The organism is Poseidonocella sedimentorum (assembly GCF_900116005.1).
GTDB classification, from domain to species: domain Bacteria; phylum Pseudomonadota; class Alphaproteobacteria; order Rhodobacterales; family Rhodobacteraceae; genus Poseidonocella; species Poseidonocella sedimentorum.
In genome coordinates, this window is sequence record NZ_FOYI01000001.1 from 597,753 (window position 1) to 619,919 (window position 22,167).

The following is a 22,167-nucleotide window of genomic DNA, read 5'->3' on the forward strand; positions in this document are numbered from 1 at the left end:
TTGGAAATACATGAGTATCAGGCCAAGGAGGTGCTGTCGCGTTTCGGCGTGACGGCGCCTCCCGGCGCGCTCGCCTACAGCCCCGAGCAAGCCGCCTATCGCGCGCGCGAGCTGGGCGGCGACCGCTGGGTCGTAAAGGCACAGGTCCACGCCGGCGGGCGCGGCAAGGCCGGCGGGGTGAAGCTTTGCTCCAGCGATCAGGAAATCCAGAATATCTGCGAAAACCTCTTCGGCCGGAAGCTGGTGACCCACCAGACGGGGCAGGGGGGCAAGGGCATCTACCGCGTCTATGTCGAGGCCGCGGTGGAGATCGAGCGCGCGTTCTATGTCGGGCTGATGCTCGACCGCTCCAGCCAGCGGGTGATGATCCTGGCCTCGCCCCATGGCGGCGAGGAGGTCGAGGAGATCCTCAGCCAACGGCCCGGCAGCGTCACCCGCACGACCATCGAGCCCGCCGCCGGGTTGCGCGATTTTCAGGCGCGCGAGATCGCCTTCGCGCTTGGCGTCTCCCCCGCGGTGACGCAGCAGATGGTCCGCACGCTCAAGGGCTGCTACCGCGCCTTCACCGAGCTTGATGCCACCATGATCGAGATCAACCCGCTCGTGACCACCGCCGATGGCCGGCTGCTCGCGCTCGATGCCAAGATGGCCTTCGACGACAACGCGCTCTTCCGCCACCCCCAGATTTCCGAGCTGCGCGACAAGTCGCAAGAGCACCCGCTGGAGAGCCGCGCGGCGGATCGCGGGCTGAACTACGTCGGGCTCGGCGGGCATATCGGCTGCATCGTCAACGGCGCGGGGCTGGCCATGGCGACGATGGACACGCTCAAGGCCGCGGGCGGGGAGCCGGCCAATTTCCTCGATATCGGCGGCGGGGCCTCGCCCGAACGGGTGGCCAAGGCGTTTCGCATCGTGATGGCCAATGACCGGGTGCAGGCGGTGCTGGTCAACATTTTCGCCGGCATCAACCGTTGCGACTGGGTCGCGCGCGGGGTGGTGCAGGCGATGCAGGAGATGCAGAGCGACATTCCCGTCGTGGTGCGTCTTGCTGGCACGCACCTGGTGGAGGGGCAGAAGATCCTCGCGCAATCGGGCCTGCCGATCATCCGCGCCGCCACGCTCAGGGACGCCGCCGAGCGCAGCGTCGCCGCCTGGCGCAGCGATCAGGCCCAGGCCACCAAGCTCTGGGCCGAGCCGTGAGCATCCTGATCGACGGGCAGACCCGCGTTCTGGTGCAGGGGATCACCGGCAAGCTCGCCCAGTTCCACACCCGCCGGATGCAGCTTTACGGAACCAACGTCGTTGGCGGCGTGGCGCCCGGGCGCGGGGGCGAGAGCGTCGAAGGGCTGCCTGTGTTCGACACGGTCAAGGCGGCGGTGGCGGAGACCGGGGCGACGGCGAGCCTCGTCTTCGTGCCGCCCCCCTTTGCCGCCGACAGCATCATGGAGGCCGCCGACGGCGGTATCAGCTATTGCGTCTGCATCACCGACGGCATCCCGGCGCAGGACATGATCGCGGTCAAACGTTACATGTGGCGCTACCCGCGCGAGCGGCGGATGATCCTCACCGGGCCGAACTGCGCCGGCACCATCAGCCCGGGCAAGGCGCTGATGGGCATCATGCCGGGCGAGGTCTACCTGCCGGGACCGGTGGGCATCATCTCACGCTCCGGAACGCTGAGTTACGAGACGGCAGCCCAACTAAAGGCGCTTGGCGTCGGCGTTTCGACATCGGTGGGGATCGGCGGCGATCAGATCAACGGCTCGTCGTTTCGCGATGTGCTTGGCTGGTTCGAGCAGGACGATGACACCGAGGTGATCGCAATGATCGGCGAGATCGGCGGGCCGCAGGAGGCCGAAGCGGCGGAGTTCATCAAGGGCCACGTCAGCAAGCCGGTCATCGCCCATGTCGCCGGACAGACCGTCCCCCACGGCCGCGCCTTCGGCCACGCCGGTGCGATCGCCGTGTCACGTGGCGACAGCGCTGCGGACAAGATCGAGATCCTCTCCGAAGCCGGGGTGATCATCGCCGAGAGCGCCATAGAAATCGGCCAAACGATCGCAGATGCGCTCGGCCACCAACCCTGAACGCCCGCGGGCCGCCAAAGGTCAATGCTGTCGACCGGGTCTGGAGCCGTTTTCTGATTGATCAGAAAACGTGCCGGAAAATGATCGATCATTTTCCGGTCCCGCCCGATGGCCAGGGGTGTGCGTTTCCAGTCCGGCGGGGCAGGTGGCTGGGGCAGGCTCAGCCGGTGCGGACATCGACGGAGACATCCATCGACAGAAGATCGCCGGGCCGTCCGTGGAAGCTGCCGATGACGGGCGCGACCTGACCGATCCGTCTTGCGACCGCGACGGGGATCAGATTGGTGGCGCCGACCGAACGATTGGTGGGGTCGAACGCGATCCAGCCGGCGCCGGGCACGAATACCTCGACCCAGGCATGGGTCGAACCCGCATCTGCGGAGCCCAACTGATCGCCGCCGGGATCGTAGAGGTATCCCGACACGAGGCGCGCGCCGAACCCGAGGGTTCGGACGGCTTCGGCGAAGAGCACCGCGAAATCACGGCAGGAGCCCCAGCCCCTGTCGAGGGTTTCGAGCGGGCCTTGCGTGCCTTCCGTCTCCCGGCTCTGGTAGGAAATACGGGCGGTCACGCCGTTGCTGATGTCCTTGAGCAAGGACAGCGTGTCCGTCGGCTGCCCCATGATGAACCCGGTCACCCAGGCCGTGAGGCGCCCGGTGTCATCGGCGTATTGCGGCGTGGTGAGCGCACCGAGATCGGTCCGGTCGTCGGGCGCATAGCGAAACGGATATCGCGTCGCCGATGCCGCAATCGGGAAGACGGGCCAGACCGCGGCGCGCAGCTCCAGCCGCACGCAGGAGCGGATGGACAGCAGCGTCGCCGCCGTGTCGAACTGCGCCGTTGCGATCGCGTTGTTGGCCACGTCATTGGACCAGTCGACGCGGGCCTCGGGCGTGATCTCCAGATCGAAGGAGGTCAGGCTCAGGTCCCGCGTCTCGCGCGGGCGCAGCATCAGCCGGTGCTGGCCCAGGTGGACCGGGGAGGCGTAGTGATAGGTCGTTACGTGGGTGATGGTGACGGATGGCATCGGGGCGCGTCCTCGTGGTCCGGGCCGCCGATCAGTTGGCCACCCGTTCGGACCGGGCCCCCGCACGGCGCCGCCGCCGCCGCTTGCCGCCGGGTTTTTTCGGCTCTTCGCCAGCACCGGGCCAGGCCCGGCCGCCGCCGATCTCGACGCGCATGCCGAGCACCTTCTCGATTGCCTTGAGCTCGCTCACCTCATCGGAGGCGCAAAACGCGATCGCCTGGCCGCTTTTGCCTGCGCGCGCCGTCCGCCCGATCCGGTGCACGTAGTTCTCCGGCACGTTCGGCAGATCGTAGTTGTAGACATAGGCCACGCCGGGAATGTCGATCCCGCGCGCCGCAACGTCCGTTGCGACCAGCACGCGCACCGACCCCTCCTTGAAGGCCGCGATGGCGCGGTCGCGCTGTCCCTGGCTCTTGTTGCCGTGGATCGAGGTGGCGGCGAATCCGGATCGGTCGAGCTGTTTCATCAGCCGCTCGGCGCCGTGTTTGGTGCGCGCAAAGACAAGCGCGCGGTCCTGCCGGTGGCCGCGCAGCAGCTCGATCAGCAGCCCCTGTTTCTGGTCCTTGGCGACGAAATGCACCGAATGGCTGACCTTGTCGGCGACCTTGCCCGGAGGCGAGACCTCGACGCGGACGGGATCGTTCAGGTACTGGCGCGAAAGCTCGGCCATCGACTTGGGCATCGTGGCCGAAAACATCATCGTCTGGCGGTCGGGGTTCAGCATCGGGGCGATGCGGCGCAGGGCGTGGACAAAGCCGATGTCGAGCATCTGGTCGGCCTCGTCGAGCACGAGGAACCGCGTCTGGCCGAGATCGATGGCCCGGCGGTCCATCAGGTCGATCAGCCGGCCGGGCGTGGCCACGAGAATGTCCGTCCCGCGGGCGAGCCGCTCGGTCTGGGCGTTGATCGATTTGCCGCCGACGACGAGCGAGATCCGCAGATCGGCGGTGAGCCCCTGCAGCGTCTGGACGATCTGGCTCGCCAGCTCGCGCGTGGGGGCGAGCACGAGGCCGCGGGCCGAGCGCGGCGCGGGGCGTTCTTGCTGTTTCGAGAGCGTCACGATCAGCGGAAGCCCGAAGGCGGCGGTCTTGCCGGTGCCGGTCTGGGCGATGCCGAGAATGTCGCGGCCCTCGAGCGCGTGCGGGATCGCCTTTTGCTGAATCGGGGTCGGTTGTGTCAGTCCGAGGCCCTCGAGCCGCGTGACCATGCGGGCATTGAGCCCAAGTTCGTCAAACGTCATGTCTATCCTTGGCCGGACCTTGCGTCCGGCATCACCGAGGCGCGCGCAGGCGCGGTCGGTCGGGGTGCACCCGGGGCGTTCGCAACGGCGCCGCATTGCGCCGGGGCCACCCTGGGCGGGGTCCCCCCTGCGTGATGTGGGAAAACGGTGCGTCAGGGCCGGGGGCGGGGTATCCCGCCTGCTCACGCGGCAGAGCGATAACGCCCTGTCTACATGGCGAGCCGCCGATTGCTTGTCAATGATACGGCGGGAGCAGGCGGCCGCGACGCGGCGAATTTTCGCAAACGGGCGCGATAATCCTTGTATGTCGCCCGCGAAAAGCGCATGTGTGCGCTGCTAACGTTATTTGCTTCGAACCACTGCTTCCGTTCATCCGGCTCTCAGTTGATCGATTCAGTCTGACTTTGCCGAGCTGCCGCGTACTGTGGGCAGCACTTGAACAGGAGACCACGGATATGGCCAAAGGCACCGTGAAATTTTTCAATACTCAAAAAGGCTTCGGCTTCATCGAAACCGAAACCGGTGGCAAGGACGTCTTCGTCCACATTTCCGCCGTTGAGCGCGCCGGTCTGACGACTCTGTCGGACGCCCAGAAAGTGACGTTCGAGGTCGAAACCGGCCGTGACGGCCGCGAAAGCGCGACCAATCTCGCCCTCGCGTGAGTTGAACAGGGCAATGGGCGCCTCGCGCGCCCACTGCCCGACTTCGCTTGCGCCCAAACCCGGTCAGGGCTGCGATCGTGCCAAACGGCGCGGGCCTGACACTCGGCCGAAGCGGCATGCGCGGATGAACTGGCCCGCATGAATTGGCCCGCATGAATTGGCCCGCATGAATTGGGTCGTCTTCACGGCCTGCCTTGCGGCCTGCGCCGCCCCGGCGGTCTCCGGCATGCTGTTCAAGCCCGGCGACTGGTACGCCCGCCTCAACAAGCCGCGGTGGACACCGCCTGACCGGATGTTTCCCGTCGTCTGGCTGATCCTCTACGTGAGCATGTCGATCGCGGCTGCGCGTGTGGCCGATGCGCCCTCTGGCGCGACGCTTCTGGCCCTCTGGGCGACGCAAATCGCCTTCAACACCCTGTGGTCAGGGGTCTTTTTCGGATTGAAGAAAATCCGGGCCGCGCTGGCCATCCTGGCCGTGCTCTGGATCTCGGTCCTCATCACCACGCTGGCCTTCTGGCAGGTCGACCCTGTCGCCAGCGCGCTCTTCGGCCTCTACCTTATCTGGATCACGGTGGCATTCGCGCTGAATGCCGCCATCTGGTCCCGCACTCCGCACACTGCCTGATCGGGCCTTGCGCCCCTCCCCGGCAGGTCATTTTTCCGACCCCAACTCCAAGGAGTTTCCCCATGGCGACCCACGGTTCATCAAGACAGGCGACCGCGCTCCGCGATCCGTTCAAGAGCATGGCCAAACCCAAGAAACCGGCGGAAAAGCCCAAGGAGAAAGCTGTCATCCAGCTCGGCGAGCACAGCCGGTACCAGATCAAGTCGGGCTGGCTTGCGGGCACTTTCGTGGCGCGCGCCTTTCCCAAACCTCCGACAAAGGCCCGCGGCATGATCGCCGAGGCGACCGGCGCGACGGAAGAGGCGGCGATTGCCGCGCTGCACGAGGTCATCGACGCGCGCGAAACCCGCCGCAATGAAGAGCGGCGCAGCGATTCTGAAAACGGCGTCGATGTGCCCAGCGTGGAAGAATATGTCGAGGCGGTCCGTCAGGTAACGCTGTCCGGCCCGCAGCGCGCCATGCTCAAGGCGCTCTCGCTGGCGGGTGACGAGGGGATGACCGATGCGCGCATGGCCAATGCGGCGGGCTACAAGTCCAAGTCCTCGGCCAATAAATCCTTCATGGCGACGGGGCATTTGATCGCGGAATACCTCTCGTCCGAGGCCGAGGGCGGCGCCGCCCCGGACGCCGCGGACGGCACGGCCCTGCTCGGCTTTCGGGCCGAGACCGACGAGGGCAAGGATGATCTCGGCAACTGGATCCTGCACCCCGAGCTTCGCCTGGCGGTGCGCCAGGTTCTCTGACCTCGCTTGCGGGGCGGCGCGTTCTGCGAGGCGTTGGCGCAGGCCGGGACCGGCAAACCCCAAGCGTGACAGCCCCTGATCGAACGCGGCGCGTCGGGCTGACCTTTCACGGGCGCTCGGCGCGCAGTCGGTCGATGCGGCGGTCGACACCGTCGGCGGCGACGCCTTTTCCCGGGTGCTCAAGATGCTGAAACGCGGTGGGCGGCGGGTGCCCTCCGGCGCCATCGCCGGGCCCATCGTCGGCTCCGATCTGCGCGTGATGCACCTCACGGACATCACCCTCATCGGCTCCACCGCCCGGATCTGGCCGAGGTAGTCCCACTCAAAAGGTCGTCGCGGCGCAAGAGGCGTTCCTCAGCAAGACCCAGACCGGCAGCTTCGGAGTGATCCCGACGGACCTCTCACATGAGCCGCGCCGCGCCCTGCACCGACCGGCTCCAGTCCCGCGGCGAGTGGCCGTAGAGGCGTTTGAATTCGCGGCTGAACTGCGACGTGCTCGCATAGCCCACGTCCCATGCCGCTTCGTTCACGGTCTTTCCCTGGGCGATCTTCATCGCGGCGTTGTTGAGCCTCATCGATTTGACGAACTGGATCGGGGACATGGTCGTCGCCTCCTTGAAACGCCGGTGAAACACGGCCCGGCTCATCCCGACATGGCGCGCCATATCGTCGATGGTGAGCGGTTCCTGCAGGTGGCTGGAGAGGTAATCGATGGTGCGCGCGATCTCGTTGCCGACGCCGAAGGCCCGCCGTGCGGCGGCGCCGGCCTCGCCCCGGAGCACCGCGTAATAGAGCTCGCGCAGGCGCCCCGGCCCGAGCACCGCCGTGTCGACCGGGCTGTCGAGCAGCTCCAGAAGCCGGCGCAGCGCCTCGGTGAACCCCGCGTCCCACGCCGCGAGCGCGAGCGCTGGCGGGGGAGGGGCTTCGGACCTGCGCACGGCCCCGGCGGCGCTCTCCATTTCGATCGCAAGATCGCGCATGACCCGCGGCTCCAGCGCGATCATCACGCCCAGAAGCGGGCTGTCCTCGGAGGCCTGCGGCGCGCCCGCCTCAACCGGCAGGGTCATCGGGCAAAGGAGGTATCGGCTGCTGTCGTAGACGCGGTGCGCGCCGTCCAGAACCGCCTCCTTGGAGCCGCCAAGAATGGCCACGACCGTCGGCTCATAGACCGCCGGCACACACGGCACCGGCTCGGTCACGCGAAAGAGCCGCACGCCTTTCAGCGCGGTCTGGACGAGGCCAGCCTGCGGCAGGCGGCGCTCGATGATCCGGGTGATACGGTCCTTGCTCATGACCGTAGGCTGGCAAGGAAAATGGCCGAATGCAATGCGCGCGAGACAATCGGGCAAGTATTCGCGATTATTGTGCCTGTTTCGAGCGATGTCGGAGAGTTATCTGCTTTCTCGACAGAACAAGAACGCCCCCGGACCCCGGGGCAGAGGAGAGACCAGATGGCAGACACGATGTTCGCACCCAAGGGCTGGACGCCCGAGCGCCTCGGCCCCCTTGAGGGCAAGACCTATCTCATCACCGGCGCAAACGCCGGGGCGGGCTTTCAGGCGGCGAGGATGCTTTTGAAGCAAAACGCGAAAGTCGTCATGCTCAACCGCTCGGCCGAAAAATCGCAGGCGGCGATCGAGGCGCTCCGGGCCGAATTCGGCGCCGGCGCCGATGTGAGCTTTGTGCGGATGGATCTCTCGGTTCTGGACAGCGTGCGCGCCGCGGCCGGGGAGGTGGCGCAGACCGTGCCCCGCATCGACGCGCTCATCTGCAACGCCGCCATCGCGCAGGTCCCGACGCGCAAGCTCACGGTGGACGGGTTCGAAAGCCAGCTCGGCACCAACCACTACGGCCATTTCCTGCTCTGCGGCCTGCTCTTCGATCGGATCGCGCAGTCGCGGGGCCGGATCGTCGTGGTGGCGAGCCTTGGCTACAACATGGGCCTCAAGACGATCAAATTCGACGACATGAACTGGGAAGAGGGCTACGGCGCGAACACCGCCTATTCCCAGAGCAAGCTTGCGCAGATGATGTTCGCCTTTGAGCTGCAGGACCGCCTCGCCGCCGCGGGCCGGAGCGATGTGGAAGTCTATGTCTGTCACCCCGGCTCCTCGGCGACCTCTCTCATCTCGACCAGCGGTAGCCGCATGATGCGCCTTGTCTGGTGGCTCATGACCAAGACGCCGATGGTCCAGACCGCCGAGCAGGGCGCCTATCCCGAAGTCATGTGCGCGACCGAGGACGGGCTGGAGCCGCGCGCGCTCTACGGCCCGACCGGCACGCGCGAATTCGTCGGCCCGGTCGGTCGCGGAACCCTGAACCCCCACGCGCATGACAAACCGGTCATGGCGCGGCTGTGGGACGTCTCGGAGGAGGCCGTCGGCTTCAAATGGTCCGTCTGAGCGGCGAAGATCGGCGATGAGGGTTTTCTGGCTGTTGCCCGGGCCATGCACTCGGTCGTCGACGCGCTACGTCAAAAAGGCGGAGAACCCATCCGGCCCGGCCAGGAAGTCCAGAAAGCTTCGTACCTTGGCGGGTAGGTAGCTACGATCAGGGTAAATTGCCTGAATATGCAATTTCGGCCATGCGATCCCGGGCAATACGGTTTCAAGTCGACCGTCTTTCACGTCGTTCTGGGCTGACCAGTTTGGCAGCATGGCAAAGCCCATGCCAGCGACTGCCGCCTGATGAAGAATGTTCTCGTCGGAGCTTACCAGAATCGGCCTGAGCCTGAGATCCAGCCCATTCTCGCCACCAAATTTGAGGCGCCCGTCCGCGGCAACCCGAGAATAGGCAAGCAGCGGCGCGTTGATCAGATCTTCCGGGGTATCGGGGCGGCCGAACCTGTCCAGGAATGCAGGCGCCGCCACCAACTGAAACGTGACCTCCGCCAGTTTGCGCGCGATCAGACCCTCGTCCAGCTTGAACGCAACGCGCAGCGCCAGATCGATTCCCTCTTCCACCATGTTGATCTTGCGCCCGCTCAGGTCGACATCAAACATCACATGCGGGTTTTGCTGATGATAGGCGGTCAGGATGTGCGAGAAGGCTGGAGTGGACATCCAGGCAGGCATCGACATTCTGAGCGTACCGCGCGGTGACAGGCTGTCGGAGGTCAATTGCGCCTCAGCTTCGGCCAAGCCATCAAGCAAGGGGCGGATCGTCAGCAAATACTGCGCGCCAGCCTCGGTCAGACTCACGTTGCGGCTGTTGCGATTGAGCAGGCGCGCGCCGACGCGCGCCTCCACATGCTTGACGTGTTTGCTGGTCATCGCAGGCGAGAGACCAAGGCGCTCCGCCACGGCGGAAAAGTTTTTGTGTTCAGCGACTTCGGCAAAAACACGCAGGCTCAGAAGTGTGTCCATCATCAACTCACAGTGAATGTTCAATCAACAAATACCCTAATGATGTCGAAAAGGGAAAGGTCTATCACTGTCTGCATCACAACACGCTGCAACAGCGATTTCAGGAAAGACAACGACATGACGACACTCGACACAAACCCCGTACAAACCAACAAGGGCTGGACCATCGGCCTGTGGATCGCCCAGGCCCTCCTGGCTGCGATGTTCCTGATGGCAGGCGCCACAAAGCTGACGTCCGGATCGGCCGACCTGGTCGCGATGGGCATGGGCTGGGCGGAAAACGCGCCCTTCCTGCTGATCAAGTTCATCGGACTTGCGGAAGTTGCCGGTGCTCTTGGGCTGATCCTGCCGGCCGCAACACGCATCATGCCGGGTTTGACGACACTGGCCGCCGCCGGTCTTGCCGTGATCATGGTTCTGGCTTCTGGCCTGCACATCATTCGCGGCGAGTTCGAGGTGCTGCCGATCAACGCGATCCTGTTTGCACTGGCCGCCTTCGTGGTCTGGGGCCGCACGAAGAAGGCAGCGATCGCACCGCGCGCCTGATCGCCCCTGACGCGCCCCGGTATCTCCCGCCGGGGCGCCCCAATTCTTCAACAGGTTGCCTTCCCATGCTCAAATCCGTGCCCGCCGACCATACAAACCTGTCTCCGCAAACTGACCGCCTGTCTTGGGGCGTGGTGGACCTTCAGGTCACCGACCTTGATCGCGCGGTTGCCTTCTGGACCACTGCCCTGGGGTTGATCGAACGCGACATTGCCTCCCCCGGCATTGCATTGGGAACAAAGGCCCGGACGCTGATCAACCTTCATCCCGGTGCGAATGCCCCTGTCAAAGCGCCCTTTACGGGCATGTATCACCTAGCGATTGGTGTGCGCAGTCAGGCCGAATTCTCGCGGCTGCTTGCCCGCCTGATCCACCTGAAGATTCAGGTGGGACCGACGGATCACCTGATGGCGAAGTCTCTGTATTTGCAGGATCCTGACGGTCTGGAAATCGAAATAACCTATGAGACGCCAGAACGGTTTTCGCATTTCGGCGACATGAGTCGAGGGCTGGCGCTCTACGATGTTGACGGCAATGCCCATTCCGGACGCGGCCCGCTCGATCTGAAGGCCGAGCTGGCCCATGCGGCGGGCGCAGACCCCTCGGCGCCCTTGGCCGACGACAGCTACCTCGCGCATCTGCACCTCAAGGTCGCCGCACTCGAGCCTGCCCTCGACTGGTTCGAGACCCTTGGATTTGAGCGCCACCTGACGCTGGACGCTTGGGGCTTTGCCGATATGAACGCTGGCAAGCCCAACACGCATCGCCTGGCGATGAACATCTGGTCCGGGCCAAACCGCCCGCCCAGGCCGACAGACATGGCGGGGTTGGTGCACTACGAACTCATCACCCATGGCGACTTCGCCGCCCCGAACCATCTGCGCCGAGACGGCGACGTCCTGCGCGGGACCGATCCCGCAGGTATCGCCCTCACTCTGCGCAGCGACACGTAGGAGAGCACCATGAGCACATCCCCCGCAGCCTACCGCCCCGCGCAGATCATCTTGCACTGGGTCGTCTTTGCGGCCCTCTGGGTGCAGTGGCTTTTCAACGAGCCGATGAAGCGCACCCTCAGGGCACTGCAGACACATGCCACGCCCGCAGGCAATGACACGACGATGGCCTGGGTTCATGCGGGATTTGGATCAGCGATCTTTCTCGCTGTGTTGGCGCGGCTGTACCTGCGCTACCGCTACGGCGCGCCCGGCCACGCGCCCGGGACATCCCCGATGCAGGCCAGGATCGCCACGACTGTTCACTGGGCGCTCTACGGCGCGCTGATCGGCATGGTGATCACCGGCGGGATGACATGGAACGGCGTTGCCGATCTGGGTGATGTGCACGGGTTTTTGAACATCGTGCTCTTTGGTTTGATCACGATCCATGCTGCCGCCGCCGTGTTCAACCAGTTCGTGCGCAAAGATGGCACGCTGCTGCGGATGATGGTGTCGCGCAAAACCTAACCGAAACGGGGTCCGTCACAATGGCGGGCCCACCCTTTGTCACAGGACATGAAGATGACGAAAACGATCCTCCTTTACGGCGGCTCCGGCCGCACTGGAACATTTGTGATGCAAAAGGCCCTGGCCGCGGGACACAGCGTGCGCGCCTTGGTTCGCAACCCGGCTGCGATATCGCAAACCCACCCCCAACTGACGCTTGTCAAAGGCACGCCCGAAAATGCCGACGATGTCGCAAAGGCGATGCAGGGCTGCGACGTGGTTATCAGCACGCTGAACAACGCGCGCGCCTCCGACTCCCCGTTTGCCAAGCTGGTAAACCGCGACACGCTGTTGAAGGATATCTTTGATATCACCATCGCCGCGATGCGCGAACAAGGCCTGCGCCGCATCGTGTCGTTGGGGGCCGCCGGGGTGAACGACAGCTATGACACCGCACCCTTTGTGATGCGGATGCTCATCAAGTGGTCCAATCTGGGCCAGGCCTACCGCGATCATGAAATGGTCGAGGATGCGCTCGCCGCGTCTGGTCTGGATTGGACAGTGGGCCGCGCGATGATGCTGGGCAAAAAGGACGGCACGGCCCCCGTCATCGAAAGCTATGTGGTGGACGGGGCCAACAAACCCAAGCCCGTGATGCAGATTTCACGCGCCTCGGTGGCGCAATGGCTGATCGATGCCCTGGACCGCGAAGACCTTCACGGGAAAGCCCCGTTGATTTCGCAAAAATAAAACATGGCCCGCCGCGATGGACCTGCGCGGCGGGTTCGTTTCCCGCATCACAACACGACGCGATTTTGCTCTTGCCCGCCCCCATCTGACTAGGGCGCGTGCGCGCGCCCCTCGGGGTCATGATGAGCATCAGGGCGCTGCCATCCGATAAACCTCGGATCAGGTCTCCAGCGCCCGACGGTGTGCTTTGCCATGCACCACGAGATCAAAGCCTTCTTCAGCGGTCGGTGGTGCGAAGTGACTGGAAAACTGGTGGAACTGGGCCTCCGTCACCGCGAACGGGTGGTCTCCCGCCGCGTTGCGCGCGCGCAGCCGCGCCAGGCAGACCTCGTCTGGCACATCGAACACATGAAGCACATGCGCGGCTCCGGTGCCGGCGATGATTTCCCGCATCCAGGCGCGTTGCGCGGCGGTGTTCGCCGGGAAGTCGAGGACCACCGACACGCCTGCGTTCAGAAGCGCAACCACGTGAGGCCCCATGACTGTTTGGAGCTTCGATGAGCACCGCAGATAATCCTTCAGCGAATGCAGCTCTTCTGCGAAGAGCGCCTCGAGCCAGACGTCCTCGGCAACAAGAACCGTTCCGGGCGCGGCCCCAAGCTGGGCGGCCATGGTGGACTTCCCGGATGCGATCTTGCCGCACAGCATGTGCAGCGTCGGAGAGTCAGATAGCATTGTTAGGGCCCCCTCATCTCGGGTGAAATGACTTCTGGTATGGCCTGTGGCCGGACCTGATCCCACAGCATTGGCCTCGGCCGCCAAGGCTTTGACAGATCATGCACCCCGCATGTCTTGCTTGGTAGCGCGTTCAACGGCGCGCCGCTTGAGATGCCGCGCTTCAAGAGGCGACCCAGCGTGGATCTTTGGCCACGAGTTCGACGGTGTTGCCGTCGGGGTCGAAGGTGAAAACGCCGCGCCAACCCACCCAGTCGAATGTTTCGACGGTGTATTCCAGCCCGAGGTTCTCATACCAGCCGATGACGGCCTCCTGCTCATCCCACGGCAGGCTGAGCGCAAGGTGATGAAGCGATGAGCCTGGACCCGTCGCCGGGGGCAGGTCAGACGCCTGCGTCCGGCCTGCGGCTTCGATGGTATGACGAAACAGCGCCAGAACCGCCGTATGGCCGCCAAATCCCTCGGCGATGCGAAGAAATACGATACGGCCGTTGTCCGGATCGTTGAGCGGTTCGAGCCCGATGACATCGCGATAGAACGCGACCATTGCATCAAGATCGATGCACCGGATGGCGATTTCGCCCAAGGCGCGGACAGTGAAACCTCGTTGAGACATGAAACCTCTCATGGTTGTTTGTGACAGGCCGAAACCGGCTCTCCATGTCAGAGCGGGTTTCTCTGAAAAAGCAGCCGGATGCAAAACGCCGTCTCGGCGAGGATCGTCAGCAGATACGCCGGCACGAAGGCCTCGGACCATTCGGGGGAGAAAAAGCGCAGGCCGCTGCCGATCAGATAGACGAGCCCGGCGATCGCGAGGCCAGCCCCGAAGATCTTCGCAAAATGACCGGATCGCCAGACAAGCAGACCCATGATCAAGCTGTTGACGCCAAAGAAGACGAGGCCGAGATCATAGCCATGTCCGTGCAGATCGAGGAACACCAGCGCAAGTGCGTTGGCACCCACACGCGCGCCGGGGCCGGAAATCAGAAGCCACGCGGCCTGGAGGGCCATGAGGTTCGCGGCGATCAGTACGGTCTGGATCAGCCGGAACACCATCGCCGACAGGGCAAGCCCCGGCGACGCGGCCCGAAAGATCAGATAAAGCAGTATGGCGAGCCCGGCATCGCAAAGCGCCATCACCAGGTCGGCGGCGATGGCCAGCCGGAACTGGCCCGGGGCGGCCAGGATCGCCGCCGCGGTGCCTGCCGCATCGTCAAGGTCGATCAACGGGCCACGCAGGCCCAGCTCGGCCCCCAGACCCGCGACGATGATGAGCAGGTACAGCACGCCCGCAAGGCGGGCTTGGCGGGCAAACGCGGGCATCGGTGCGGGATCGGTCATCAGGGCCTCCTTTCGGTGCGATGGGCCACAACGTACCGGAACGGCTTCGCGCCGAACATTGCCGGAAAGGCACCGGTGCGGTTCAGGAACGTACCGCCAGCCGGGTCGGGGCCCGGTTTCGGCTTTGCCGGCGCTGGCGTCGTCGGGCGGCTCGCCCGTTGACCTGCCCAGACCGAGCCGAGGACGATCAGCGCGCCGAGGCATTGCAGCAAAGACAGCGACTGGCCCAGCACCACCCAGCCAAGGATCACCGCCGTGACCGGGCTCATCATGCCCAGCATCGCGACCGCGCCGGGCTCGATCCGGGCGACGCCCCGGAACCAGAGCGCATAGGTGGCCGCAGCACCGATGAGCCCGAGCCAGACCAGCCCGGCAAGGTTCGTCGCCGTCAGTGTCGGCAGCGCGGGTTCCACGATCAGCGCCAGCGGCAACAGGATCAACCCTCCGGCGGTCAACTGCCAGGCGGTGAAGCTGAGGGCCGAGACGGGCGGTTGCCATTTCCGGCTGAGGACCGTGCCGGCGGCCATGGACGCGGCGCCACCGAGGCCGGCGGCGACGCCGATGGGATCGAGGGCGGCGTCCGGCGAGATCAGCAGGAGCGCCACGCCGATGACGCCGGTCGCAGCCGCGGCAACCGCGCCCGCCCGGATTGGCGTGCGGAGCCAGCCGCGCGCCATGAAGATCACCATCATGGCCTGAAGCGAGCCGAGCGTGGCCGCGACCCCGCCGGGAAGCCTGTAGGCCGCCACGAAAAGCAGCACCCAGAACAGCGCGAAGTTCAGGCCGCCGAGCAGAAAGGCCCGGCCCAGCCAGGCCCGGGGGGGCAGGCAACGCGTGACAGCAAGCAGCAGCAGTCCGGCTGGCAAGGCCCTCAGCGCGGCGAGGGTCACGGGGTATCCCGCGGGCAGCGCCTCGGTCGTGACCAGATAGGTGCTGCCCCAGATCGCCGGGGCGAGCGCTGTGAGAAGGATGTCGGTGGTGCGGGACATGGGTCTGTCTCCTGATGGGGTCTCACCGGAGCGGATGGAAGGGAAAGCGCGGGCGGTCCGGCCAGGGATCGAGGCCGATGTCGCGCATCAGATGCGGCGGCAGTTCGCGCGGAACCCCGCGCGGGATGCGGTGGCGGCGCCGGGCTTCATTGCGGAGGGACGTGTGGGTCATTGCATTTCCTTTCAGGCGGCGAGGCGGAGGGCGGCGCGCAGCTGAGCGGCCAGATCCTCTCGCGGTCCGTTGACGAGGCGGGAGCCGGTCTCGCGGACGATGAGGGTTGGAATGGACCGGACCTGAAGGGCGCGGGCGTATTGCCGGTCGGCCTCGACGGCACGACGGGTGGCCGGGTCTTCGAAAACATCGGCGAAGGCAGCGCTCTCGAAACCGAGATCCCGGGCGGCGTGCAGCACCGTTGCCGGATCGGCGACGTTTCGCGCTTCGGTCAGATGCGCGCGCTGCAGGCGGTCAGCCATGTCCCAGTGGGCGGCCTGTCCGCCAAGCCGCTCCGCCGCCTTGCACCCGAGCGCTGCGGTCAGCCCATGGGGATACTCGAACGGCGCCGCGCGCATCGCGTCGATATCGACACGCTCAGGCCGGTCGCTGACCTCGCGGCAGGCCGCCCAGTGCCCGAGGATGGTCGCGCGGGCGTCTTCCGGCGCGCCCCAGCGGGTGGCCATCTCGGCGCGGCTGGCTTGCAGCACGAAGGTGCGATGCTGGATGTCGAGGTCGAACTCGGCGTCAAGCGCCCGCATCCGCGACGAGATGTTGAAGCACCAGCAGCAGACCACATCGTGGAAGAAGTCGACGGTGAGGGACGCCATCACGCGGCCTCCCGTGACTGGGTGCCCCCGGCAAGCCGCGCGGCGATTCCGGCGACATGCGCGCCCTGAAAGCGCGCGCCGGCGAGGTCGGTCTCGGTGGGGGCGCGCGCGCCGTCCGCGCCCGCGATGGTGCCCGCGCCATAGGGCGCGCCGCCGATGATGCCCTCGGCCGTCGTCTGGCCGGCAAAGCTGTAGGGCATGCCCGCGATCAGCATCCCGAAGTGCTGGAGCGGGATCTGTGTAGAGAGCAGCGTCGCCTCGTGCCCGCCATGCTGCGAGCCGGTGGAGGCGAAGACGGCGGCGACCTTGCCGACAAGCGCATTCCGCGCCCAGAGGCCGCCGGCCTGATCGAGGAAGGATTTCATCTGCCCGGCCATCATGCCGAAGAGGGTCGGCGTGCCGAAGATGATGGCGTCGTAGGCTTCGAGATCGCCCGGTGCGGCAACGGGCGTGTCATCCGCCACGAAGCCAGCCTTCTGCCGGATTTCCTCGGGAACAGTTTCAGGCACGCGGCGCAGGTCGACATGGGTGCCGGGCACGCTGCGCGCGCCTTCGGCTTCGGCCTGCGCAAGGGCGCGGACATGGCCATAGCTGGAATAGTAGAGAACGAGAACACGGGTCATGGGATCCTCTCGGGGCATGGGGTTTCGATGCCTGAGAGGATCGGGGATCAGCCGCGCCGGAATAACCCGCGCCGCGTCACTTCATTCTTTACGCAGGTTGAAGAATGTCAGGACCGGAGCGCCGCGCGCAGGTGGTCGAGAAACGCCGTGACCTTCGCGTCCATCCCCAGCCGCGAGGCCGACACGGCGAAGATCTCCGGCGCGGGAAGCTCCCAGTCGGGCAGAACCCGCACCAGCGCGCCCCGCGCCTCGGCCTCGTTCGAGACGAAGTCCGGCAGGGTGCCGATGCCCTGACCCGCGATCAGGAGGTCGCGCAGGACGAGGCTGTTGCCGACCCGAACCGGCGGATCGAGGCCCATCGTGACCGTGCCGGACGGGCCGGTCAGCGCCCATGACGTCAGGTGGTCCGCAAGCAGGAAGCCGATCACCCGGTGCCGGGCGATGTCCTGCGGGACAACCGGCATGCCCGCCCGTTCCAGATAGGCGGGTGCCGCGAAGATCCGTTGCCGCATTGTCCCGACCTTTCGCGCCACCAGCGCCGAGTCCGGCATGGCAGGCCGAATGCGGATCGAGACATCGAACCCGCCCTCGACCATGTCGACAACGCGGTCGTCCATGGACAGCGTCAGCCGCACATCGGGGTAGGCGTCAAGAAACGCCGGCAGGATCGGCGCGATCACCGTCTGCCCGAACGAGCTGGAGGCGTTGACCTTCAGGTGGCCGCGCACGGCCCCGGCGCCATCCCGGATGCGCGTCTCGACCCCGGCAACGGCGTCCAGAATGCCTGTCGCCTCGTCGTAGTAGAGCCGCCCGGCATCGGTGAGCGACATGGCGCGGGTCGTGCGGGTGAGCAGGGTGGTCCCCAAGCTCTCTTCGAGCAGCTTGATCTCCCGGCTCAGAAGCGCGGGCGAGACGCCAAGATCCTCCGCCGCACGCGCGAAGCTGCCGCGTTCGACGATGCGGCGGAAGGCGTGCATGACGGAAAGTTTGTCCATCTCGGTCGGCACTCTATCGAATTGCTTGGCGTTCCGAGCTGGAACGCTACCGCCCCCGAATAGCACAGACCAGAATATGCGCGAAATACCTGGCCGAGAGCCCGTATCGTCCCGCCTGATTGATCCGGGTCGTCGCCACGGCGTCAGGCAGGCGCCGATCTGGAGCTCGGGCGCATTCTGCGCAATATTTCAATCATGGGCTACGTTACCTCATTATTCGCGCGAAAGATGGTCGCCGCGGCGGGCGCCGACGTCGATGCCGCCGCTGTGCTTGCCTCGGTCGGTCTCGATGCGGAAGGGCCTTGGGATCCGAAGGCGATGCTGCCCGCGGATAGTTATTACGATATGCTGGAGCGCATCGCCGCGCAGACGGATGTGACCGATCTGCCGGTGCGCGTTGGTGCGTCCATGCGGCTCGACGAGTACGGCGCACTGGGGTTGGCGTTCAAGGCGGCGACGACTCTCGGCAGCTCCTATGCGCGGGTCGAGCGGTATGGCCGGCTCTGGACCAGCGTGGTGGAGTATGAGCTGCGCCCCGATCCGCGCGGCACGCTCTTCATCCTGCACAGGTCCGGCGAACGGCGGCTGGGCCTTCGGCTGTCGAACGAGGCGACGCTGGCGAGCGCCGTTTCGATCGCGAGGCAGGTCAGCCCGGTGCCCGTCACGCCGCTGGAACTGCTGGTCCGGCATCCGGCCCCGAAGTCCACGGCCTCCCATGCCGGCTATTTCGGCTGTCCCATCCGGTTTGGCGCGCAATTGGATGCGATCCTGTTCTCGCGGAAGACGCTGGCGCAGCCCAACATTCTCGGAGACGAGGGAATTTCGCGGTACCTGATCTCGCATCTGGATGCCGAGTTGTCCGAAATTGCCGAGGAGGCCCCGCTGGTCGCCCGCGCGAAGGACGCCATCGCACAGACGCTCAGCGAGGGTGCGCCCAGGATGGCGGATATCGCGCGCGGCCTTGGCCTGAGCGCGCGCTCCTTTCATCGGCGTCTGTCGGAACACGGGATGAGCTTCCAGACCCTGGCCGAGGACACCCGCCGCGACCTTGCCGAGGGGCTGTTGCGCGACGAAAGCTATTCCCTGTCCGAGATCGCGTTCCTGACGGGGTTCTCCGAACAGAGCTCATTCACCCGGGCTTTCAAACGCTGGGTCGGCACGACGCCAGCGAGTTATCGCAAGGAACGATCGAGCCGTTGACGCCGCTTTGGCGACGGCGGTCAAAACGGTGGCCAGCCCGGTCAATACCGCGCGGCGCCCCCGCTGCTACCCCTTGGCCATTGCCTGAAGTCAAGGAGCAAGACCCATGCCAACGAAACCTGTCCTCGTCATCGGCGCCACCGGCAAGACCGGGGCCCGCGTCGCCACCCGCCTCGAAGCCAAGGGGCACGATGTGCGCCGCGGCGCACGCAAATCCGCCACGCCTTTCGATTGGGAGGCGCCAGACACCTGGGCTCCGGCCCTGCGCGGTGCCCGCGCGGCCTATGTCACCTACTTCCCCGATCTCGCATTCCCCGGCGCGGTCGAGACGCTCGAGTCCCTCGTCGAGACGGCGAAAGACGTCGGCGTCGAGCACCTCGTCCTGCTGTCGGGCAGGGGCGAGCATCACGCCCGTCTCGGTGAGCAGGTCGTGCGCGATTCAGGCGTGGATTTCACCATCGTGCGAGCCGCCTGGTTCGCGCAGAACTTCTCCGAAGGCTACCTGCGTGACCCGATCCTTGCCGGCGTGCTGCCGATGCCCGGCGGCGATATCGCCGAGCCGATCATCGACATCGACGACATTGCGGATGTCGCGGTCGCGGCGCTGACCGAAGAGGGCCACAAGGGCGAGCTCTACGAGGTGACGGGGCCACGCCTGATGACCTTTGCCGACATGGCGCGTGAGATGTCAGAGGCGACCGGGCGGCCGATCCGGCACATCCCCATCAGCTTCGAGGATTTCCACGCCAACATTGCCCAATCGGGCGGAGAATTCGTGGCCGACGTCTTCACGGCCATCGCGCGCGAGACACTCGACGGGCGCAATGCGCACACGGCCGACGGCGTGATGCGCGCCCTCGGCCGGCCGCCGCGCGCGTTCGCCGAGTTTGCCAGAGGTGCGGCCCGGGCGGGCACCTGGTCCAATGCCGCCTGACGCGTAACCCACTCACACTGAAAGGACAGTCCATGACCCTCGCTCACCTCCAGAAGATCGCGCTCGGCATTGCCGGGCTCTCGGCCCTTGGCATCGGGATGGCAATAACCTTCACCCCGCAAACGTTCTACGCGAGCTATGGCATCGCTCTCGGCTCCGACCCGAGCCTGTTGAGCGAGTTGCGCGCGCCCGGCGCCGGCCTCACCGCCCTCGGTGCCATCATGCTGGCGGGACTGGTCCGGCAGTCCCTGAGCGAGGTGGCTGTCGTCGCGGCGCTCGTCGTGTTCCTTGGCTTTCCTGCGGGACGCATCGTTGGCCTCGTCTTCGACGGCATTCCCTCGGCCGGGATCATCGCAGCGCTTGTCTTTGAGGTGGCGGTTGCCGCGCTGTGCCTCTTCGCCTTTCGGCCCGGGAGGGCTTTGTTGCAGAAATCGGATTGTGACCGGACTTCCCCTTTCCCCGGACAGACCTATCCTACGGGCACCGTGACGGGTATGCCGAGAGAGGTGTAGCGGTTGAGCACCGCGACGCGGGTCTGGATTTCGGCGACCTGCCGGTCGAAGTCTCTCGACATCAGGGATTGGCCGAGAAGCTTGATGCAGTTCATTTTGCTCTCGACGCGGCTTCGGCGGTGGTATCCGCTCCATTTTCGCCAGATGGCGCGGCCGAGGTATCGCGATGCATTGACTGCCTCGTTGCGGGCGACAGCTCCAGCGCTGGAGGGTTTCCACGGCTTCGCGTTCTTGCGCGGCGGGATGACTGCATGCGCGCGACGGGCTGCAATCGCGTCGTGGCATTTTCGAGTGTCGTAGGCCCCGTCAGCCGTCGATGGCTTGGTCTGGCGGTCCGGCGTTTCGGGCCGCCGTGTTTGCGAGCGTTCCATTCCCCTTCGCCTTCCGACTTGATGCCGGTACTGTCGATGAGCAGGCTCAGCGGGCCGGTGCCTCCACGAAAGGGCAGGCTCACGTTCAGTGTCTTCTGGCGGCGGCACAAGGTGCTGAAATCCGGCACCGCCCAGTTCAACCCGACCAACCGCAGCAAGCTCTCGACGAAACCCGTGGTCTGCCGGAGCGGCATGCCGAAAAGCACCTTCAGAGTCAGGCAAGTCTGGATCGCGGCATCGCTGAATTGTTGCTGCCGCCCACGTTTTCCCGTTGGCGGTGGCGTCCAGTCCCTCTCCGGATCAAACCAGATCGAAAGCGATCCGCGTTGCTTCAGTGCTGTGTTGTACGAAGGCTAGTTCCTGGTCTTGTACTTCGTAAGGGCCCAACTGCTCATGCCACCCAGCTATCATGCTGGATTCATGCAGTGAATCCCCGGCGTAATTTGTGCAACAAAGCCACTCCGAAGGATCAGACACTCTCTCAACACCGGATCTCTGTCCCAACGGGGCAGGGCAGGGGACACGAAGCGCCGCTTTACTGTGAAGAAAGTGTGCATGAATCTCTTAACAACAGGCAATAATACAAGCTTGTTAGCGTGTAGGAGAAATAGAGATGAAAACTCTGATTTTGCTGAATGTAGCACAGGTGTTGCAAATTTTGATTTGGTGAATGTGCCTATGACTTCCGAGGTTCCCCTTCCCGCAGCGGGGGCATTGTTGATCGGTGGCGTGGCTGCCTTAGGTGTAGTTCGTCGCTGCTTTAACCACGGCTAATATTTTTTAAAATGAATCAAAAAACGCCCTTTTAGGGCGTTTTTTATGGCGATTGTATATTTGACAAACCAAAACGGATTCCTATATAACTGACCTAGGGTCAGGACTCATAGCCAATAAATGACGATTGCTGCGAGAGCGATGGCCGAGAGGAAGACCTTGGGGCAGCGATCATACCGGGTTGCGACGCGCCGCCAATCCTTGAGCCTGCCGAACATGATCTCAATCCTGTTGCGTCGCTTGTATCGACGCTGATCGTATTTCACGGGCGTCTTGCGTTGCTTTCGACCCGGGATGCAGGGCCTTATCCCTTTGTCTTTCAAAGCGTCTCTGAACCAGTCGGCGTCATAGCCACGGTCTCCGAGCAGCCAGTCTACATTCGGCAGGCTGCTCAGCAGTGCCCGCGCGCCGATGTAGTCGCTGACCTGACCAGCGGTCACGAAA

General features: G+C 65.1%; 27 protein-coding genes and 2 pseudogenes. 15 read left to right on the plus strand and 14 right to left on the minus strand.

Translation table 11 applies throughout. The features are described 5' to 3' along the window. Entirely contained in the window at positions 1-1,200 is a 1,200-nt protein-coding gene (locus tag BM353_RS02800; protein WP_092076359.1) for a malate--CoA ligase subunit beta, read from the plus strand. Further along, on the plus strand, positions 1,197-2,087 hold the full coding sequence (sucD, locus tag BM353_RS02805; RefSeq protein ID WP_092076361.1) for a succinate--CoA ligase subunit alpha: 891 nt from the start codon (positions 1,197-1,199) through the stop codon (positions 2,085-2,087). The genes BM353_RS02800 and sucD overlap by 4 nt, the downstream gene beginning before the upstream one ends. A 160-nt stretch (positions 2,088-2,247) precedes the next feature. Here the strand turns inward: sucD and BM353_RS02810 are convergent, their stop codons facing one another. Together BM353_RS02810 and BM353_RS02815 are read right to left on the minus strand one after the other, a co-directional pair. Beyond that, positions 2,248-3,114 (minus strand): transglutaminase family protein, encoded by an 867-nt coding sequence (locus tag BM353_RS02810; RefSeq protein WP_092076363.1) that lies wholly within the window; start codon positions 3,112-3,114, stop codon positions 2,248-2,250. Positions 3,115-3,145: 31 nt separating this feature from the next. Beyond that, positions 3,146-4,354, minus strand: coding sequence for a DEAD/DEAH box helicase (locus BM353_RS02815; RefSeq protein ID WP_092076365.1), 1,209 nt, complete (start codon positions 4,352-4,354; stop codon positions 3,146-3,148). A 455-nt stretch (positions 4,355-4,809) separates the two neighbouring features. Between BM353_RS02815 and BM353_RS02820 the strand changes: the two genes are divergently transcribed. The 4 genes and pseudogenes from BM353_RS02820 to BM353_RS17145 all read left to right on the plus strand — a co-directional run. Further along, positions 4,810-5,016 carry a cold-shock protein gene (locus BM353_RS02820; RefSeq protein WP_092076368.1) on the plus strand — a complete coding sequence of 69 codons (207 nt, stop codon included), beginning with the start codon at positions 4,810-4,812 and terminating at the stop codon, positions 5,014-5,016. 166 nt (positions 5,017-5,182) lie between these two features. Continuing rightward, positions 5,183-5,641, plus strand: coding sequence for a tryptophan-rich sensory protein TspO (gene tspO / locus BM353_RS02825; RefSeq protein ID WP_092076370.1), 459 nt, complete (start codon positions 5,183-5,185; stop codon positions 5,639-5,641). A 62-nt stretch (positions 5,642-5,703) separates the two neighbouring features. After that, entirely contained in the window at positions 5,704-6,384 is a 681-nt protein-coding gene (locus tag BM353_RS02830; RefSeq protein WP_092076372.1) for a hypothetical protein, read from the plus strand. Between the two features lie 118 nt (positions 6,385-6,502). Continuing rightward, positions 6,503-6,700, plus strand: a pseudogene (locus BM353_RS17145) (alcohol dehydrogenase); the annotation flags it as partial. Between the two features lie 85 nt (positions 6,701-6,785). Here the strand turns inward: BM353_RS17145 and BM353_RS02840 are convergent. Beyond that, positions 6,786-7,676: an AraC family transcriptional regulator gene (locus BM353_RS02840; RefSeq protein WP_092076374.1), complete on the minus strand. Its 891-nt coding sequence runs from the start codon at positions 7,674-7,676 to the stop codon at positions 6,786-6,788. Between the two features lie 159 nt (positions 7,677-7,835). Here BM353_RS02840 and BM353_RS02845 point away from each other — a divergent pair, with 159 nt between their 5' ends. Then, positions 7,836-8,786 carry an SDR family oxidoreductase gene (locus BM353_RS02845; RefSeq protein ID WP_092076376.1) on the plus strand — a complete coding sequence of 317 codons (951 nt, stop codon included), beginning with the start codon at positions 7,836-7,838 and terminating at the stop codon, positions 8,784-8,786. Between the two features lie 66 nt (positions 8,787-8,852). Here the strand turns inward: BM353_RS02845 and BM353_RS02850 are convergent, their stop codons facing one another. After that, the gene (locus tag BM353_RS02850) at positions 8,853-9,752 is read right to left on the minus strand and encodes a LysR family transcriptional regulator (RefSeq protein WP_218155449.1); all 900 of its coding nucleotides are present in this window, start codon (positions 9,750-9,752) and stop codon (positions 8,853-8,855) included. A 114-nt stretch (positions 9,753-9,866) separates the two neighbouring features. Between BM353_RS02850 and BM353_RS02855 the strand changes: the two genes are divergently transcribed. The 4 genes from BM353_RS02855 (at position 9,867) to BM353_RS02870 (ending at position 12,487) form a co-directional block, all read left to right on the plus strand. Beyond that, the gene (locus tag BM353_RS02855; protein ID WP_092076378.1) at positions 9,867-10,295 is read left to right on the plus strand and encodes a DoxX family protein; all 429 of its coding nucleotides are present in this window, start codon (positions 9,867-9,869) and stop codon (positions 10,293-10,295) included. A gap of 65 nt (positions 10,296-10,360) precedes the next feature. Continuing rightward, positions 10,361-11,248 (plus strand): VOC family protein, encoded by an 888-nt coding sequence (locus BM353_RS02860; protein WP_092076380.1) that lies wholly within the window; start codon positions 10,361-10,363, stop codon positions 11,246-11,248. A 9-nt stretch (positions 11,249-11,257) separates the two neighbouring features. Further along, positions 11,258-11,758, plus strand: coding sequence for a cytochrome b (locus BM353_RS02865; protein WP_092076382.1), 501 nt, complete (start codon positions 11,258-11,260; stop codon positions 11,756-11,758). A 54-nt stretch (positions 11,759-11,812) separates the two neighbouring features. Beyond that, entirely contained in the window at positions 11,813-12,487 is a 675-nt protein-coding gene (locus BM353_RS02870) for an NAD(P)-dependent oxidoreductase (RefSeq protein ID WP_177220437.1), read from the plus strand. Between the two features lie 159 nt (positions 12,488-12,646). Here BM353_RS02870 and BM353_RS02875 read toward each other — a convergent pair whose 3' ends face one another. The 8 genes from BM353_RS02875 to BM353_RS02905 form a co-directional block, all read right to left on the minus strand. Then, a complete protein-coding gene (locus tag BM353_RS02875; protein WP_092076386.1) occupies positions 12,647-13,162 on the minus strand; it encodes a P-loop nucleotide/nucleoside kinase family protein in 516 nt (171 codons plus the stop codon). A gap of 163 nt (positions 13,163-13,325) precedes the next feature. Beyond that, positions 13,326-13,778, minus strand: coding sequence for a VOC family protein (locus tag BM353_RS02880; RefSeq protein WP_092076388.1), 453 nt, complete (start codon positions 13,776-13,778; stop codon positions 13,326-13,328). Between the two features lie 47 nt (positions 13,779-13,825). Further along, positions 13,826-14,503: a DUF4386 domain-containing protein gene (locus tag BM353_RS02885; RefSeq protein ID WP_092076390.1), complete on the minus strand. Its 678-nt coding sequence runs from the start codon at positions 14,501-14,503 to the stop codon at positions 13,826-13,828. Continuing rightward, complete coding sequence (locus BM353_RS02890; protein ID WP_092076392.1) at positions 14,503-15,492, minus strand: EamA family transporter; 990 nt, start codon at positions 15,490-15,492, stop codon at positions 14,503-14,505. Before BM353_RS02890 ends, BM353_RS02885 begins: the two co-directional genes overlap by 1 nt. 22 nt (positions 15,493-15,514) lie before the next feature. Beyond that, positions 15,515-15,664: a hypothetical protein gene (locus BM353_RS16845; protein WP_177220438.1), complete on the minus strand. Its 150-nt coding sequence runs from the start codon at positions 15,662-15,664 to the stop codon at positions 15,515-15,517. Positions 15,665-15,675: 11 nt separating this feature from the next. Further along, positions 15,676-16,314, minus strand: coding sequence for a DsbA family oxidoreductase (locus BM353_RS02895; protein ID WP_092076394.1), 639 nt, complete (start codon positions 16,312-16,314; stop codon positions 15,676-15,678). Next, positions 16,314-16,937, minus strand: coding sequence for an NAD(P)H:quinone oxidoreductase (wrbA, locus tag BM353_RS02900; RefSeq protein ID WP_092076396.1), 624 nt, complete (start codon positions 16,935-16,937; stop codon positions 16,314-16,316). Before wrbA ends, BM353_RS02895 begins: the two co-directional genes overlap by 1 nt. A 107-nt stretch (positions 16,938-17,044) precedes the next feature. Then, on the minus strand, positions 17,045-17,932 hold the full coding sequence (locus BM353_RS02905) for a LysR family transcriptional regulator (RefSeq protein ID WP_092076398.1): 888 nt from the start codon (positions 17,930-17,932) through the stop codon (positions 17,045-17,047). A gap of 195 nt (positions 17,933-18,127) precedes the next feature. Here BM353_RS02905 and BM353_RS02910 point away from each other — a divergent pair, with 195 nt between their 5' ends. The 3 genes from BM353_RS02910 to BM353_RS02920 all read left to right on the plus strand — a co-directional run bounded on the left by BM353_RS02910 (position 18,128) and on the right by BM353_RS02920 (position 20,578). Beyond that, positions 18,128-19,132, plus strand: a complete 1,005-nt coding sequence (locus BM353_RS02910; protein ID WP_092076400.1) for an AraC family transcriptional regulator — start codon at positions 18,128-18,130, stop codon at positions 19,130-19,132. Positions 19,133-19,238: 106 nt separating this feature from the next. Continuing rightward, positions 19,239-20,066 carry an NAD(P)H-binding protein gene (locus BM353_RS02915; protein WP_092076402.1) on the plus strand — a complete coding sequence of 276 codons (828 nt, stop codon included), beginning with the start codon at positions 19,239-19,241 and terminating at the stop codon, positions 20,064-20,066. A gap of 32 nt (positions 20,067-20,098) precedes the next feature. Continuing rightward, entirely contained in the window at positions 20,099-20,578 is a 480-nt protein-coding gene (locus tag BM353_RS02920) for a DUF4345 domain-containing protein (protein WP_092076404.1), read from the plus strand. On the opposite strand, the pseudogene BM353_RS02925 reads toward BM353_RS02920, so the two are convergent. Then, positions 20,536-21,284 (minus strand): annotated as a pseudogene (locus BM353_RS02925) (IS5 family transposase). The gene BM353_RS02920 and the pseudogene BM353_RS02925 overlap by 43 nt on opposite strands. A 343-nt stretch (positions 21,285-21,627) precedes the next feature. Between BM353_RS02925 and BM353_RS17215 the strand changes: the two are divergent. Continuing rightward, entirely contained in the window at positions 21,628-21,723 is a 96-nt protein-coding gene (locus tag BM353_RS17215; RefSeq protein ID WP_425439383.1) for a VPLPA-CTERM sorting domain-containing protein, read from the plus strand. Positions 21,724-21,830: 107 nt separating this feature from the next. Here the strand turns inward: BM353_RS17215 and BM353_RS02935 are convergent. Further along, positions 21,831-22,167: IS5 family transposase (locus tag BM353_RS02935; protein WP_143104088.1), on the minus strand; the 337-nt coding region annotated here is incomplete at its 5' end.